The organism is Lutispora thermophila DSM 19022 (genome assembly GCF_900142105.1).
In the GTDB taxonomy this organism is placed as follows: Bacteria; Bacillota; Clostridia; order Lutisporales; family Lutisporaceae; genus Lutispora; species Lutispora thermophila.
Genome location: NZ_FQZS01000022.1, coordinates 1 through 16491, shown reverse-complemented (window position 1 = coordinate 16491; position 16491 = coordinate 1). Strand labels below are relative to the sequence as shown.

At 34.6% G+C, this 16491-nt stretch carries 16 protein-coding genes; 14 read left to right on the top strand and 2 right to left on the bottom strand.

What is annotated here, in order from left to right:
* Window positions 1-2 precede the first annotated feature (2 nt).
* The 7 genes from aspS to BUB48_RS14005 all read left to right on the top strand — a co-directional run bounded on the left by aspS (window position 3) and on the right by BUB48_RS14005 (window position 6563).
* Window positions 3-1778: an aspartate--tRNA ligase gene (aspS, locus tag BUB48_RS14035; RefSeq protein ID WP_073026865.1), complete on the top strand. Its 1776-nt coding sequence runs from the start codon at window positions 3-5 to the stop codon at window positions 1776-1778.
* 50 nt (window positions 1779-1828) lie between these two features.
* Window positions 1829-2551 carry a tRNA threonylcarbamoyladenosine dehydratase gene (locus BUB48_RS14030; protein WP_073026863.1) on the top strand — a complete coding sequence of 241 codons (723 nt, stop codon included), beginning with the start codon at window positions 1829-1831 and terminating at the stop codon, window positions 2549-2551.
* A gap of 56 nt (window positions 2552-2607) precedes the next feature.
* The gene (locus BUB48_RS14025) at window positions 2608-2883 is read left to right on the top strand and encodes a metal-sensitive transcriptional regulator (protein ID WP_073026861.1); all 276 of its coding nucleotides are present in this window, start codon (window positions 2608-2610) and stop codon (window positions 2881-2883) included.
* An 11-nt stretch (window positions 2884-2894) separates the two neighbouring features.
* A complete protein-coding gene (locus BUB48_RS14020) occupies window positions 2895-3326 on the top strand; it encodes a SoxR reducing system RseC family protein (protein ID WP_073026859.1) in 432 nt (143 codons plus the stop codon).
* Between the two features lie 29 nt (window positions 3327-3355).
* Window positions 3356-3682 (top strand): thioredoxin, encoded by a 327-nt coding sequence (gene trxA, locus BUB48_RS14015; protein WP_073026857.1) that lies wholly within the window; start codon window positions 3356-3358, stop codon window positions 3680-3682.
* Between the two features lie 126 nt (window positions 3683-3808).
* Window positions 3809-5038: a serine hydroxymethyltransferase gene (locus BUB48_RS14010; protein ID WP_073026855.1), complete on the top strand. Its 1230-nt coding sequence runs from the start codon at window positions 3809-3811 to the stop codon at window positions 5036-5038.
* 112 nt (window positions 5039-5150) lie between these two features.
* Window positions 5151-6563, top strand: a complete 1413-nt coding sequence (locus tag BUB48_RS14005; RefSeq protein WP_073026853.1) for a sigma-54 interaction domain-containing protein — start codon at window positions 5151-5153, stop codon at window positions 6561-6563.
* Here the strand turns inward: BUB48_RS14005 and BUB48_RS14000 are convergent.
* Window positions 6560-7360 carry a histidinol-phosphatase HisJ family protein gene (locus BUB48_RS14000; protein ID WP_073026851.1) on the bottom strand — a complete coding sequence of 267 codons (801 nt, stop codon included), beginning with the start codon at window positions 7358-7360 and terminating at the stop codon, window positions 6560-6562. The genes BUB48_RS14005 and BUB48_RS14000 overlap by 4 nt on opposite strands.
* Window positions 7361-7681: 321 nt before the next feature.
* Between BUB48_RS14000 and ord the strand changes: the two genes are divergently transcribed.
* The 7 genes from ord (at window position 7682) to orr (ending at window position 15589) form a co-directional block, all read left to right on the top strand.
* Window positions 7682-8734 (top strand): 2,4-diaminopentanoate dehydrogenase, encoded by a 1053-nt coding sequence (gene ord, locus BUB48_RS13995; RefSeq protein ID WP_073026849.1) that lies wholly within the window; start codon window positions 7682-7684, stop codon window positions 8732-8734.
* 79 nt (window positions 8735-8813) lie between these two features.
* Window positions 8814-9125: a 2-amino-4-oxopentanoate thiolase subunit OrtA gene (gene ortA, locus BUB48_RS13990; protein WP_139250000.1), complete on the top strand. Its 312-nt coding sequence runs from the start codon at window positions 8814-8816 to the stop codon at window positions 9123-9125.
* On the top strand, window positions 9118-10539 hold the full coding sequence (gene ortB / locus BUB48_RS13985) for a 2-amino-4-oxopentanoate thiolase subunit OrtB (protein WP_073026847.1): 1422 nt from the start codon (window positions 9118-9120) through the stop codon (window positions 10537-10539). The genes ortA and ortB overlap by 8 nt, the downstream gene beginning before the upstream one ends.
* A 53-nt stretch (window positions 10540-10592) precedes the next feature.
* On the top strand, window positions 10593-10958 hold the full coding sequence (locus BUB48_RS13980; protein ID WP_073026844.1) for an ornithine aminomutase subunit alpha: 366 nt from the start codon (window positions 10593-10595) through the stop codon (window positions 10956-10958).
* On the top strand, window positions 10958-13165 hold the full coding sequence (gene oraE / locus BUB48_RS13975; RefSeq protein ID WP_073026843.1) for a D-ornithine 4,5-aminomutase subunit OraE: 2208 nt from the start codon (window positions 10958-10960) through the stop codon (window positions 13163-13165). Before BUB48_RS13980 ends, oraE begins: the two co-directional genes overlap by 1 nt.
* A complete protein-coding gene (locus BUB48_RS13970; RefSeq protein WP_073026842.1) occupies window positions 13155-14510 on the top strand; it encodes a GlmL-related ornithine degradation protein in 1356 nt (451 codons plus the stop codon). Before oraE ends, BUB48_RS13970 begins: the two co-directional genes overlap by 11 nt.
* Window positions 14511-14527: 17 nt before the next feature.
* A complete protein-coding gene (gene orr, locus BUB48_RS13965) occupies window positions 14528-15589 on the top strand; it encodes an ornithine racemase Orr (RefSeq protein WP_073026841.1) in 1062 nt (353 codons plus the stop codon).
* Window positions 15590-15888: 299 nt separating this feature from the next.
* On the opposite strand, the gene BUB48_RS13960 is transcribed toward orr, so the two are convergent.
* Window positions 15889-16491: IS256 family transposase (locus tag BUB48_RS13960; RefSeq protein WP_175548431.1), on the bottom strand; the 603-nt coding region annotated here is incomplete at its 5' end.

Below are 16491 nucleotides of genomic sequence, written 5' to 3'. Positions count from 1 at the left end.
TTATGGCTAAGTATAAAAGAACGCATATGTGCGGAGAATTATCATTGAATAACCTTGGTGAGGAAGTATCCTTAACTGGATGGGTTCAAAAAAGCAGAGATCTTGGAGGTTTATTATTTATTGATTTAAGAGACAGAACAGGAATTTTACAGGTGGTTTTTAATAAAGATATAGATCCTCAGCTTTTTGAGATCGCTCAAAAAGTTAGAGGAGAATATGTAATACATGTATCCGGTAAAATAGGTGCAAGAGCTGAAAATGCAATTAATAAAAGAATGAAGACTGGATACATTGAGGTATTGGCAAATGACTTAACCATTATCAGTAAAGCAGAGACACCTCCAATATATATTGAAGATGATCTAAATGTATCTGAAAATCTAAGGTTAAAATATAGATACTTGGATTTAAGAAGACCTGTTATGCAGAATATATTCTTTGTCAGACATAGAGTAAACAAGCTTATCAGAGATTACTTTGATAAGAATGGATTTATTGAAGTCGAAACTCCTGTATTGACAAAGACTACTCCTGAAGGAGCCCGTGATTATTTAGTACCTAGCAGGGTTCAACCTGGAAAATTTTATGCCTTGCCCCAATCACCACAACTTTTCAAGCAAATATTGATGGTATCAGGTTTTGATAAGTATTACCAAATAGTAAAATGTTTCAGAGATGAGGATTTAAGAGCAGATAGACAACCGGAGTTTACTCAGCTTGATATGGAAATGTCTTTCGTAGATGCTGATGATGTAATGAATATAATAGAAGGCCTTATGAAAGATGTATTTATAAGTATAAAAAATCAGGACATTTCACTACCATTGCCAAGGATGACATATAAAGAAGCCATGGAACGATATGGTTCAGATAAACCGGATGTAAGGTTTGGACTAGAATTGAAGGATTTAAGCGATATACTAAAAGACAGTGAGTTTAAAGTATTTTCAGATGCTCTAAAAAATGGAGGTTGCGTAAAAGCTATAAATGCAGAAGGTTGTGGTGGTAAGCTTAGCAGAAAAGAGATTGATGCTCTCGGTGAGTTTGTGAAGACATATAGAGCAAAAGGTCTTGCATGGATGAACTTTACGGAAGAAGGGCTTAAATCACCTATAGCCAAGTTTCTAAAAGAAGAAGAAATTAGTTCAATAATTGAAAGGATGAATGCAAAGACTGGAGATATAATATTCATAGTGGCAGATAATAAGAAAGTTGTATATGACTCTTTAGGGCAATTAAGGTTAGAACTGGCCAGAAAATTCAATCTGATAGATGAAAATAAAATTGGCTTGCTATGGGTTACAGAGTTTCCTTTGCTGGAATATGATGAAGAAGAAAAACGATATGTTGCTATGCACCATCCATTCACAAGCCCAATGGATGAAGATATTGAATTGTTGGACACAGAACCTTTAAACGTCCGTGCAAAGGCTTATGATATAGTATTAAATGGTTATGAATTAGGTGGAGGAAGCATTAGAATACACGATAGTGAAATTCAACAGAAAATGTTTAACTTATTGGGATTCTCAAAAGAAGAAGCTTGGAAAAAATTCGGATTCTTACTTGAAGCATTTAAATATGGAACTCCACCACATGGAGGTTTAGCTATCGGAATGGATAGGTTAATAATGCTTTTAACTGGTACTGATAATATAAGAGATGTTATTGCATTTCCCAAGACACAAAGTGCAAGCTGCTTGATGACAGACGCACCATCTATTGCTGATGAAAAGCAGTTGGCAGAGTTAAAATTGAAATTTGAAAAAGAGGAATAATAAATATGCCCTGCTTAGTAGAATAAGCAGGGCAATTTTGGAGGTTAACAATGAGCATGTATGAAAGAACTCAGCTTTTAATAGGAGAAAGAGCTATAGAAAAACTGAAAAATAGCAAAATAGCCATTTTTGGTATTGGTGGAGTGGGGTCCTTTTCTGTAGAAGCCTTGGGAAGGTGTGGAGTTGGAAATCTTGTGCTGATAGACTATGATACAATAAATGACTCAAATATTAATAGACAACTTCATGCAACCACTAAAACAGTAGGTAGATATAAAGTAGATGTTATGAAGGAAAGGCTTCTGGAAATAAACCCTGATATCAATGTTACTGCTATTAACAAGAAATACAACCAAGATATTGCTGATGAATTGATAAAAGAAGACTATGACTATATAATAGACGCAATAGATATGGTTTCTGCAAAAATTCATCTTATTGTAACATCCATAAATAAAGGTATTCCTATTATCAGTTCTATGGGCGCCGGCAATAAGCTTGATCCTACCAAATTTGAAGTAACAGATATATATAAAACAGAAATGTGTCCTCTTGCAAAAGTTTTAAGACATGAACTGAAAAAGCGTGGTGTGAAAAAGCTTAAAGTTGTTTATTCGAAGGAGAAGCCTTCTAAAACGACAATAACGATGCCAGATAATCCGTCTAAAAATGTGCCAGGGAGCATTTCATTTGTACCATCTGTAGCGGGCTTGATACTAGCTTCCGTTGTTGTAAATGATATTATCAATGATAAGATGAAAAATGACTATTGACATAATAAGAACATGTTGTATAATTAAGTATATACTGGTAGGGGGTATAATTTGTAATGTTAAATAAAGAAGAACGAAAGCAAGATATATTGAAAAGGCTTAGAAAGATAGAGGGGCAGGTTAAGGGTATACAAAAGATGGTAGAAGAGGATAAGTGTTGTGGTGATATCATGATCCAAATTTCCGCAATAAGATCAGCCATCAACAAGGTTGGAGGCATCATGTTGGACGGATATGTAAAAGAATGTATACCTGAAGCTTATAAAAACAGCAACTCCTACGATGATAAACTAAATGAGTTAATAGATACTATAGTAAAATATGTTAAATGAAGGTAGGCAAAATGTTAGAATTTGGTAAAATTATTGAAGTTGATAATGGTATAGCAAAAGTATTGATAACAAGACATGCAGCATGTGGTGATTGCGGTGCATGTCAGGTAGGAAGAGAAAATCTAAATATGATTCTTACTGTTGAAAATACTGTTGGTGGAAATCCAGGTGATAAAGTTGAGATAGAACTTAAAACTGAGAATTTTCTATTTGCAACTTTGATAATGTATGGGATTCCTCTACTGGGATTGATTATAGGTTTAGTAGGAGGATATTATGCTGCAAAAGCGCTCGGCTATAATGAAAACTTATCGCAAATGATTGCTGCAGTTGCAGGATTATTAGTTATATCTATGAGTTATATGGCTATAAAAATGAAAGAGTCGGCTATAAAAAACATGAATAAATTTAAACCAGTTCTAATTAGAATAGTTAAGGATTAGTTACATGTGAAATAGAAAGGGGTTTAATTATGAACAAAAAAGTTAATATAGTAAATGAAAGTACATTTGAGCAGGAAGTGCTGAACTCAGATAAACCTGTGTTGGTGGATTTTTGGGCTGCTTGGTGTGGGCCTTGTAGAATGGTTTCTCCCATCATTGATGAACTTGCAGAGGAATATGATGGTAAGTTAAAGGTCGTTAAAGTCAATGTTGATGAAAATCCAAAGTTAGCTTCAGAATTCGAGATAATGAGCATACCTTCAGTATTTTTATTTAAAAATGGTAAAAAGGTAGACGGACTTATTGGTGTAAGGCCTAAGCAAATGTTTGAATCAATGATAAACAACCATATATAAACAAAAATGGCTTTGCGCCATTTTTGTTTATATATGGCAAACATTTTATAAAATTTATATTTTATGCTAGGATAATTATGGTTATAAGTATTATAATATAATCAGAAATACAAAAGGAGGTATATCATGGAACTGGAATTAATTAGAAAAGCCGACAACGAAATTGCTGAAGTAATTGAAAAAGAACTTGAGAGACAAAGAAGAAACATAGAGTTAATCGCATCTGAAAATTTTGTTAGTCCTGCTGTTATGGCTGCTATGGGTACAGTTCTAACAAACAAATATGCAGAAGGTTACCCTGGTCACAGATACTATGGCGGTTGTGAAGAAGTAGATGTAGCAGAAAATATAGCCAGAGAAAGATTAAAAAAGATATTTGATGGAGAACATGCTAATGTACAACCTCATTCTGGAGCTAATGCCAATCTTGCAGTTTACTTTTCCGTTTTAGAGCCAGGTGATGTAGTATTAGGCATGAATCTTTCTCATGGAGGGCATTTAACTCATGGTAGTCCAGTTAATATATCAGGTAAATACTTCAAATTTATTGCATATGGCGTAGATGAAAATACAGGAATGATTGACTATGATAAAGTGCTGGAAATAGCAAAAGAAAACAGACCGAAATTGATTGTAGCAGGTGCTAGTGCTTATCCGAGAATAATCGATTTTAAAAAGTTTAGAGAAATAGCAGATGAAGTAGGAGCTATGCTAATGGTCGATATGGCTCACATAGCTGGCTTAGTGGCTGCAAAACTTCATCCAAATCCAGTTCATTATGCTGATTTTGTAACGACAACAACACATAAAACATTAAGAGGTCCAAGAGGAGGAGCCATAATATGTAAGGAGAAGTATGCTAAAGCTATTGATAAAGCAATTTTTCCAGGAATTCAAGGCGGACCATTGATGCATATAATTGCAGCAAAAGCTGTGTGCTTCAAAGAAGCTATGACTGAAGATTTTGCTAGATACCAGAATCAGGTATTGAAAAATGCACAAGCATTATCTCAGACCTTATTAAAAGAAGGATTTAACCTTGTATCCAATGGCACAGACAATCATCTAATATTAGTTGATCTTAGGAATAAGAATATTACAGGCAAAGAAGCAGAACGTTTATTAGATGAAGTAAGTATAACAGTGAACAAGAATACAATTCCTTTTGATCCACAAAGTCCATTTGTAACAAGCGGTATTAGAATTGGAACGCCTGCTGTAACTACAAGAGGATTCAAGGAAGAAGACATGGTGGAAATCGGAAAAATTATATCTCATATAATTTCAAATCCTGATGATATTGAAGCCACAAAGAAACGGGTAAATGAACTTGCAAATAAATATCCTCTTTATTAAATTGATAAATGAGTTTGTACCATTTGTGAATATTGCTATAATAAGAAATAGGATTATCCTATTTCTTATTTTTATTTGGATGTGAATAAATTTGTTTAATGAGGTGTAATAAATGGCTTTAAATATGCTATATAAGTCCATATTAGAGACCATTATTGATAATATCGATGCTGGTATACATGTTGTTGACCATGAAGGGAAAACTATTTTCTACAATAGGGTAATGGGAGAGCTTGAAGGTTTAGAAATTGAGGAAGTCATGGGTAAAAGTATACTGGAAATATTTCCTAGCCTTAACGAAGACACAAGTACTTTATTGACAGTTATGAAATCCAGAAAGGCTATATATAACAAAAATCAGTCATATCTTAACAGTCATGGTAAACAAATCAATACAGTAAACAGTACAATACCATTTAAAATATCTCCTGATAAATATGGAGCCGTTGAAATTGCTAAGGATGTTACAAAGGTAAAAGAGTTATCCGAGAAAGTACAGATATTACAGCAAGTATTAGCTGGGAGAGATCCTAATAAGGAAGAGATTAAAGGTTACACATTCAAATCCATAATAGGAGAAGAAGATGATTTTTTAAATATTGTTTCTTTAGCCAAAACTGCTGCAAAATCTTCTTCTACAGTATTGATTTATGGAGAAACAGGCACAGGTAAAGAACTATTTGCTCAAAGCATACACTACGAAAGTAATAGATGTAATAAACCTTTTATTGCACAAAACTGTGCTGCAATTCCTGAGTCTTTACTCGAAGGAATACTATTTGGGACTGTAAAAGGAAGCTATACAGGTGCAGTAAACAGGCCTGGACTATTTGAACAAGCTCATGGAGGCACAATATTATTAGACGAGATCAATTCAATGGGTCTTCAACTACAAGCTAAATTGCTAAGAGTGCTTCAAGAGGGGTATATAAGAAGAGTTGGTGGACTTAATGATATACCATGTGATGTTAGAATAATTGCAACAACTAATGAAGAGCCTCAAAAATCTGTTGCTTCAGGTGCGTTAAGAAAAGATTTGTATTATAGATTAAATGTGATATATTTACGAATACCTCCTTTAAGGGAAAGAAAATCAGACATACCTTTATTAGCAGAGTATTTTATAAAAAAGTTCAATACAATATTAAATAAAGATGTTTGGGATATTTCAAATGAAGTAAAAAATGCATTTATGCGTTATGACTGGCCTGGTAATGTGAGAGAATTAGAAAACTCTATAGAAGGTGCTATGAATATGGTAACTAAGGATCACATACTTAAACCCCAACACTTTTCTAATATGAAAGAAATATTTGATAATAGAAGAAATGATAATAATTATAGAGTTTTGATTCATGAAGGAATGAGTCTAGATGAGATTATAGAAAATGTTGAAAAAGAATTAATTATTGAAGCCTTGAAGGAATGCTCATTTAACATAACAAAAAGTGCCAATAAGCTCGGTATAAAAAGGCAGAATTTGCAACACAAAATAAAGAAGTATAAAATAAGGATAGAAGACTAATCTATCCTTATGAATACTGGTTTTCTCTTTCTATATATACAATAGTATCTAAAGCCTAGCGTTTTTAACAAGTCTAGGACCTCCATAAAACTATGGCCTAAATCTTCAGGTCTATGAGCATCAGATCCTATAGTGATTATCTCACCACCTAGATCTTTATATAATTTTAGTATTTCCACTGAGGGGTGAAAGGAATTAAGACCATATCTCTTGCCGGAAGTATTGATTTCTATACCTTTACTCATTGGTATTAGATGCTCCAGTATATCTGCAATGTAATCACGATATAAATTAAACTCAAAATCACTTTCGTCGTCAATCAGATATCTTCTTACAACATCAATATGGCCTAATGAATCAAAATCATCAAAGGAAGTAATTGAGTTTTTTAAATCTCTAAAATAAGCTAATATTCCTTCATGATTGCTTCTTCCCTTTAAAAAATCACTTTTATATAGCTCTCTTTTTTCTACCACATGTATTGAACCTAAGACAAAATCTATATCAGGTTTTGAAGAAAAAGAACTGTTTTCTTTAGAAAGATGAGGCTGCATACCTAACTCTAAGCCCTTATAAATCTCAATTTTATTATTAAATTCTAAGATAACATTATCTATATCACCACTGTATTTTTCGTAATCTAATATTCCAACATTATCGGGATAATCAATATCTACGTGATCTGTAAAGCAAACGCCCTTTAAACCTTTTTCGATAGCTGTATTGCATATATTTCGTAAGGTCGCCCATGCATATGAATCGTTTGAATAAATTGAATGAACATGTAAATCGTACAAGTGAATTCTCCTTTGCTATTTTGAGTATTTATATTTATATCACAAATATATTGTATGATTATTGACAAAAAAGGTCAATTGATTACTATATGCAAATATTTTTGCATATAGCCAATATATTTGCATATAGAAATATTTATTTGAAAATTTAGAAGATAATATATTCAAGAATCATTGGAAATATTGCACCTTTTACTGTAAAATATACATTTTATACGAATAATAATCCAAAAGTTATCATTTCATAGCTTGGCACAATAATTGCTATTTAAATTAGTATATAAATGTTATAATTAAAATTTTATCATAGGGAGGATAAATATGGAGAGAGAAAATGTTAAAGTAATTATCTGGGGTTTAGGAGCAATGGGTGGCGGAATGGCAGATATGCTCCTAAAAAAGAAGGGTGTTGAAATAGTTGGTGTTGTAGGAAGAGGAGAAAAAGTAGGAAAAAGCATGTACGATTTTATAAAAACAGAAAGAGGCAATAGACCAGATGTAATTATCGGCACCCATGAAGATGTAATAAAGGAAAAAGCGGCTGATGTTGTACTTATTTGCACAGACTCCTTCACTAGAAATACTTTTGATAAAATAAAATATTGCTTGGAAAGAAAAATAAACGTCATATCCAGTGCTGAAGAAATGGCTTATCCTCAAGCTAAAGAACCAGAATTAGCTGCTGAGATGGATAGAATAGCCAAAGAAAATGGCGTCACAGTTTTAGGAACAGGTATTAACCCTGGATTGATTATGGATTTACTTGTAGTATGTTTGACAGGTGCTTGCATAGATGTTGATCATATAATTGCAAGAAGAGTAAACAGTTTGTCTCCCTTTGGACCGGCTGTTATGCACGAACAAGGTATTGGTACAACTGTAGAAGAATTCAAAGAAGGCGCAGCATCAGGAAAACTTGCAGGTCATGTGGGCTTTAATGAATCTATCCATATGATTGCAGATGCATTGGGTTGGAAATTAAGCAGCGAAGTGAAACAGACCATGGAACCAATAGTTACTAATGTTTATAGAAAAGCTCCTTATGCTGAGGTTCAACCTGGTTATGTAGCCGGCTGTGCAATGAAAGGCTATGGTTATGTTGATGGAGAATTGAAGATTGAAATGGACCATCCACAGCAGATCGAACCTGAGCTTGAAGGTACAGAGACAGGTGACTATATAATTATCAAAGGAACTCCAAACATTAATATGTCAAATAAGCCTGAGGTTCCAGGTGGAATTGGAACAATAGCTATGTGTGTTAACATGATTCCTCATGTTATCAATGCAAAACCAGGTTTGAAGACTATGATAGATTTACCTGTACCAAGAGCAATAATGGGTGATATGAGAGACTTAATCGAGAGAGACTAATTAAGAATTGTATAATTTAATTATCTGTGGTGCAAATATGTTTGCACCACAGATAATTATAGCTAGGAGGGATCTTTTTATGGATATTATTAAAAAAGGGGACTGGATCCAAATACATCAAGTAATACTAAAGCCTGAAGAAAGAGCAGCTCATTTACCTGAAGATACCAAAAAAGTTCCATTAGAACTATGGGTAAAGGGATTCGCACTTGAAGACGGAAAAATCGGAGATGAAATTGAGATTAAGACAGTCACAGGAAGAAAAGTAAAGGGTAAAGCAATAAAGCTTAATCCAAGATATGTTCATGATTTTGGTGATTATGTGCCGGAATTGACTAAAATAGATATGCAACTTAAGGAAATACTTTTCGGAGGTGACTGTGATGAATAGAGATATGTCATATGCTGCCGTTATGGGTAGAAAAAACGAAATAATGAAGAAAGCTATAGGAATAGATTTCGATGCCTTTGAATCTGGTGGTATTAGTTTCGATTACGAAAGAATGATGAGAGAAGCAGGATATAGTTTGGAAGAAATACAGAATATACAATCCAGCACCGGTGTTGGCAACACACCTATTTTGGAATTAAAAAATCTTACTGCTCTGGCAAGGAAATGTGCACCTAAAGGAAAAGGTGCAAGGATATTCATAAAAGATGAAGCTTGTAACCCATCAGGAAGTTTTAAAGCAAGAAGAGCTGCTACAGCTGTGTATCATGCTAAAAAACTTGGTTATAAAGGCGTAATAGCCGCTACAAGTGGAAATTACGGAGCAGCAGTAGCTTCACAAGCCGCAATGGCTGGATTAAAGTGTATTGTTGTTCAGGAGTGTTACGATAGCAGAATGATAGGTCAGCCTGAAATATTAGAAAAACAGAGAGCTTGCGAAGCCTATGGAGCAGAAGTTGTTCAGCTAACAGTTGGACCAGAACTTTTTTATAGCTTCTTGTGCTTGCTTGAAGAAACAGGGTACTTTAATGCATCTTTGTATACACCATTTGGTATAGCTGGAGTAGAAACTCTAGGTTATGAGTTGATAATGCAATTTAGAGAAAAAATAGGCAGAGATCCTGATAAAGTTGTAATTACTCATGCTGGTGGAGGAAATGTGACAGGTACTGCCAGAGGTCTAATAAAAGCAGGTGCTGAAAATGTAGAAGTAGTTGGAGCCAGCGTTGATTTATCAGGGTTGCATATGGCTTCGGATAATGATTTCAATAGAAAATCCTTTACAACTGGTCATACAGGCTTTGGTATTCCCTTCGCTACATGGCCTGACAGATCTGATGTCCCAAGAAATGCCGCAAGACCTTTAAGATATTTGGATAGATATTTAACTGTAAAACAAGGCGAAGTGTTTTATATAACTGAAGCATTATCTGTATTGGAAGGGCTTGAAAGGGGGCCTGCAGGTAATACCTCTTTGACAGCAGCCTTTGCTCTAGCCCAAGAGATGGATGAAGATCAAATCATAGTAGTACAAGAAACTGAGTACACAGGAGCAGGAAAACATCCAATGCCACAGATAAGTTTTGCAAAGCAAAATGGAATAGAAATACTGTTTGGAGATCCTGATACTGAAATACCGGGACAAAACATAGTATTCCCCAATCATCCTTCAAAAATTAAACTTAGAGATTTTGATTTGACTAAAGCAAAAACTTCTTATATAAGAAATGCCATCAATAATTATGGTAAGAATGTAATAAGCAATCAGGATCTTGAGTTTTTAGCTAAGGATACAAAGAGCAATGTAGATTTTGTTCTATCTGTATTAACAGATATTGGAGTAAAAGTAGAATAGCAATTAAGTTAGTAATTAGATAATTTAATGTAAAAATATTGGAGGGATGTTAAGTGAGAAGAGCTGATGATTTTGAAAAGAGAAGAGAGCATCTAAAAGACTTGACAGATGAACAATTAAAAGAAAGATTCTGGGAACTTGCAAATAAAATAGTTGAGCCAATGCTTGAACTGGGCTATAAATATACTACTCCAGCCATAGAAAGAAGCGTTCTTCTAAGAATGGGATTTTCAAGCGTTGAAGTAAAACCAATTGTAGAAGGAGTTATGAAGAAAGGTCTTATGGGTAAAGGTGCAGGAAATGTGGTATGGAGACTCTCTAAAAAACTTGGCATTTCAGTTAGAGAAGCAGGATTAGGACTAGCTGAAGGAAAGTATTGGGACATAGTAGATACTCTTTTTGAAGGAGGGAATAACTAATGAATCTTGATCCAAATAAAAAAATAGATATAAAAGAGCTCTTAAAAGACCTTGAAAACTATAGACCAAGGAGAAGAGGTTGGCATTGGAGAGAGGGAAGAAATGTAAAAAGACAGATAGGAGATTTCGAATATCATGAAACTTTTGAAGGCTTAAAGAACTATGTTCCTCTTCCTGGCAGTAGAGGGTTTGGCTATATTGATCCTCAGCCTGACTGTGTAATAACAACGGAAATAGCATCGGGAAGATTTGAAGATGATATTAGAAGAATGAGAATGGCTGCTTGGCACGGAGCAGACCACATAATGGTAATAAGAACAGCTGGTCAATCTCATATTGATTCCTTACTTGAAGGGACAAACCAAGGTATAGGCGGAATAATGGTTACAAGAAAGCAAGTAAGGGCTACTAGAAAAGCTTTAGATATGATAGAAGATGAAGTAGGTAGACCGATAAACTTCCATTCCTATGTATCAGGAGTTGCTGGTCCTGATATAGCAGTAATGTTTGCTGAGGAAGGCGTAAACGGTGCTCACCAAGATCCTCAATACAATGTTCTCTATAGAAATGTAAATATGATAAGAAGCTTTGTAGATGCATGTGAAGCGAAGAAAGTTATGGCTTGGGCTGATATGCTTCAAATTGATGGCGCTCATAACGCTAACGCTACAGCAATGAAGGCTTGGAAGGTAAGACCTGAGCTTATGGTACAACATGCAATTAACTGCGCATTTTCAAGGAAAGTAGGAATGAAACCAGAGAATATTGCATTATCCACAGTTCCTCCTACAGCGCCACCGGCACCTTGCATGAGGCTGGATCTTCCATATGCTGTTGCTTTAAGAGATCTCTTTAGTGAGTATAAGATGAGAGCTCAGCAAAACACAAAGTATATGGAATCAGATGGAAGAGAAGCAACTGTAACTCATACATTGAATCTAATGATATCAAGGCTCACCAGTGCTGATATCCAATCAACCATAACTCCTGATGAAGGTAGAAATGTGCCATGGCATTATAACAATATTGCTGCAATAAGTACAGCTAAGCAAGCTCTCAATGGTATGGATGGTCTGAGAGAAATGGTTAAATTGGACAGAGATGGAGTCCTCGGCAAAGATGTAAGAGAACTGAAGGAAAGAGCTGTTCTATTTATGGAGGAAATACTTGAAGTAGGAGGTTATTTCAAGGCAGTTGAGCAAGGATTCTTCGTAGATAGTGGATACTATCCTGAAAGAAACGGCGACGGTATTGCAAGACAAATTGATGGTGGTATTGGCGCTGGAATGATTTTTGAAAGAGATAAGGATTACTTTGCTCCTGTATCCGTTCACTATGGATATAATAACATTCCAAAAGAGTTTAAGAAGGCTTCTGATGCAATAGGTGGAGATACCTTTGAAGATCCTACTAAAATTGTTTATATTGACGAATTAGATGAGTTTGACAATGTCAACGTAAGGCTACAAGAATTATCAAGATACTATGATACAAACTATGTAAAACCAGAAGTTGAATGGAGAGCTGACGGTGTTGTTGCTGTAACAATTTTCCTACCTCTTGATGAGAGAACTGCTGAATTTGCAGCTATCAAGTGCGGAGAAAAAATGGGACTTGAAGATGTAACAGTAATACACAAAAACGTTATGCATCCATCAGAAGGTACTTTAGTTGAAATTAAAGGTAAAGTTAAATTTGATATAGATATAAATGAGTTAGTTATTCCCGAAAAGATACCAGTACTATCAGAAGAAGAAATAAGAGAAGATATAGAAAAGAATCCTATGTTTGTAGTAGCTGCAACTGTAGGTGAAGATGAGCATTCTGTAGGATTGAAGGAAACTCTTGACATTAAACACGGGGGAATTGAAAAATTTGGCATCAAATATCTATATCTTGGAACTTCCTGTCCAGTTGAAAAATTAGTTGATGCCGCAATAGAAACAAACGCTGATGCAATTTTAGCAAGTACAATAATAACTCACGATGATGTTCATATTAAGAACATGAGAAAATTACATGAATTATGTGTAGAAAAGGGAATAAGAGATAAAGTAATACTTGTAAGTGGTGGTACCCAGGTTACAAATGAAATAGCAGTTGAAGCAGGAATGGATGCAGGATTTGGAAGAGGATCCCATGGAATTGATGTTGCAAGTTTCCTTGTTAAAAAGAGAAGGGAAATGAAGGCAAATAATGAGAATTGATATATTGGTTGCAGAAATTGGAAGTACAACAACTGTAGTAAACGCGTTTAACCATATTGGAACCCCCTGCCCAGAGTTTATAGGGCAGGGGCAAGCCCCTACTTCCGTATTGGATGGGGATGTTACAATAGGGTTGAAGGGCGCTATTGAAGATTTAAAGAAAAATTTAAATGTTGATGATTTATCCTATGGAGAGATGCTTGCAACTAGTAGTGCAGCCGGTGGCCTGAGAATGACGGTCCATGGACTTGTTTACGATATGACTGTTAGAGCTGCTAAAGAAGCCGCCCTAGGAGCAGGTGGCATAATTAAGATGGTGACTTCTGGGAAATTGAGGAGAACAGACTTAAAAAAAATCAGGGAAATAAAACCAAACATCATTTTAATTGCCGGCGGTGTGGACTACGGTGAAAGAGAAACTGCTTTATACAATATGGAACAGATTGCTACCTTGGGTCTAAATGTTCCGGTTATATATGCAGGAAATATTGAAAATCAAGAGGAAGTTGCTGAAATATGTAATGACGCAGGAATTAAATTGTATTTGGTAGATAATGTATATCCAAAAATTGATATACTAAACATTGAGCCTACTAGAAAAGTAATACAGGATGTTTTTGAAGAGCATATAGTACATGCTCCAGGTATGAGCACAGTAAGAGAAATGGTCACTGGCCCTATAATACCAACACCAGGTTCTGTTATGGAAGCTGCTAAGTTATTAAAGGAAGAATTAGGTGACTTAGTTATATTTGATGTAGGAGGAGCCACCACTGATGTTCATTCAGTAACTGAAGGATCTGAAGAAATAAATAAAATACTCATTAGTCCTGAGCCATATGCTAAAAGAACTGTAGAAGGAGATTTGGGGGTATTTGTAAATCTTAAGCATATAGTTGAAAAAATAGGTTTGGAAGAATTAAAAAAGGATTTTCCTAATGCTGAACAGCTTATAGAAAATGCAAAACCAATTCCGGAAACAGAAGAAGAAAAAAGATTCATTGAAAGATTAACTAAGGAAGCAGTACTAACATCTTTAGAAAGACATGCAGGTAGACTGAGACACATATATGGGCCAACAGGTAAAAAAACTGTAGCAGAAGGAAAAGATCTGACCAATATAAAATATATAATTGGTACTGGAGGAGCACTAACCAGATTACCTAAAAGAGTTGAAATATTAGAATCCATTAAAGAAAATAGAAAAGGTCTTGAGCTATATCCGGGAAACAGTGCCCAGATATTAATTGATAATCATTATATTTTTGCATCTTTAGGAGTATTGTCGAAAAAATATCCTCAAGAAGCGTTAATACTTATGAAAAAAAGTTTAAAAATAAATTAATAACAGGAGGATAAAAAATGAATTATCCTGCTTTGAAAATTGATTTAAAAAAAATAGAAGCTAATACAAGACTTTTAGTTGAAAAATGTGCTGCTTACAATATAAAGGTATCTGCTGTTACAAAGGCTTTTTGTGGAATACCTGAAGTTGCAGAAGCAATGGTAAAAGGAGGAGCAGCATATCTAGCAGACTCAAGGGTTGAAAATCTGATTAAGATGAAACATATAAAACAACCAAAAATGTTACTAAGAATACCTATGTTGTCCCAAGTTAAAGAAGTCGTTGAATATGCAGATATCAGCTTGAATTCTGAATATAAAGTAATAAAAGCCTTATCAGATGAAGCTCAAGAAAAGCGAAAATGCCATGATATTATATTAATGGTAGACTTAGGAGATCTTCGAGAAGGTGTATGGGCTGATGAAGCTGTGGAATATGCAGGAAAAATAATAAAGCTTGAAGGAGTAAGACTTATTGGCATAGGTACAAATCTTACATGTTATGGAGCGGTAATACCTAAAGTAGATAATCTCTCAAAACTGGTTGAAATTGCTGAAAACATTGAAAAAAAGTATGGAGTAAAACTAAGTATAATATCCGGCGGAAACTCAAGCAGCTATTATTTAGTAGAAAATGGGACTATCCCAAAAGGAATTAATAATCTGAGATTAGGAGAATCTGTGGTATTAGGTAACGAAACTGCCTATGGAAACAGAATTGAAGGTACTTATAATGATTGCTTTACTTTATGTGCGGAAATTATTGAATTAAAAGAAAAACCATCGGTACCAATTGGAGAAATTGGTGTTGATGCTTTTGGAAATAAACCTACTTATGTAGACAGAGGTATCAGGAAAAGAGCAATTTTAGCTATAGGCAAGCAAGATGTAAGGATAGACGGACTTACACCAATTGATAAAAAAATTATAATTTTGGGTGCTAGCAGCGATCATATGATAGTAGATGTTACAGATAGTGAAACAGACTACTCCATAGGAGATATAATAGAATTTACAATGGACTATGGAGCTCTTTTATCATTATCAACATCAGATTATGTATATAAAGTTATAGAATAACGTTATTTTAATAAGGAGCCATTTGGCTTCTAAGTTGTAATAAAGTAATATATACAAGCTGACAATGGGAATATTTTATTAAAAAAAGAACTTCCTTTGATTAAATAAATTTTGACGATAAATCTATTTAATCAACGAAGGAGGTTCTTTTTTTGACTAGAATGTTAATAATAAAATATTTTATAATTTAACAGAAATAATTACTGGAAATGTACTAAGTAAAATATAAAATGTATACTAATAAAGATACTGTCAAGATTTTTTCGCAAATTCAATTTTAGCCATTTGGAAGATGTCGGCTATCCGACAATCATATCTTCATTCTCAATAGCATTCATATTTTCGAGATGCTTCATATTAAGATAACGCTTTACTCCCCATTGGGAGCTTGCTACATGACGAAGTCTTGCACAGACAAGCATTAATGCAGATTTACCATCGGGGAATGTGCCGACGACTTTGGTTCGCCGACGGATCTCACGATTAAGACGCTCAATTGTATTGTTGGTTCTGATTCGGTTCCAATGTTCATAAGGAAAGGCCATATAGGTGATAGTCTCTTCTATGCCATCTTCAAGTTTTTGAGCAGCTTCTTTGAGTTTCATATTTCTCAATTCAGCTGCAACCTGTCTGGCTTTCTCCCTAGCTGCTGATTTATTCTCACTAACATGAATTCCTTTGAGCATTTTGGAAACCAGTTTTATTTTCGATTTTGGTGTAACAGAGAATATATTCCGGTAAAAATGTACAGTACAACGCTGATATTTTGCATTAGGAAATATCTCTGGAATTGATTCAAGCATTCCCAGACTTTTATCTCCTATGATAAGTTGTACTCCAGTAAGACCACGGCTCTTAAGCCATTGGAAGAAGTTTAACCAGCTTTCCTTATCTTCCTTCAT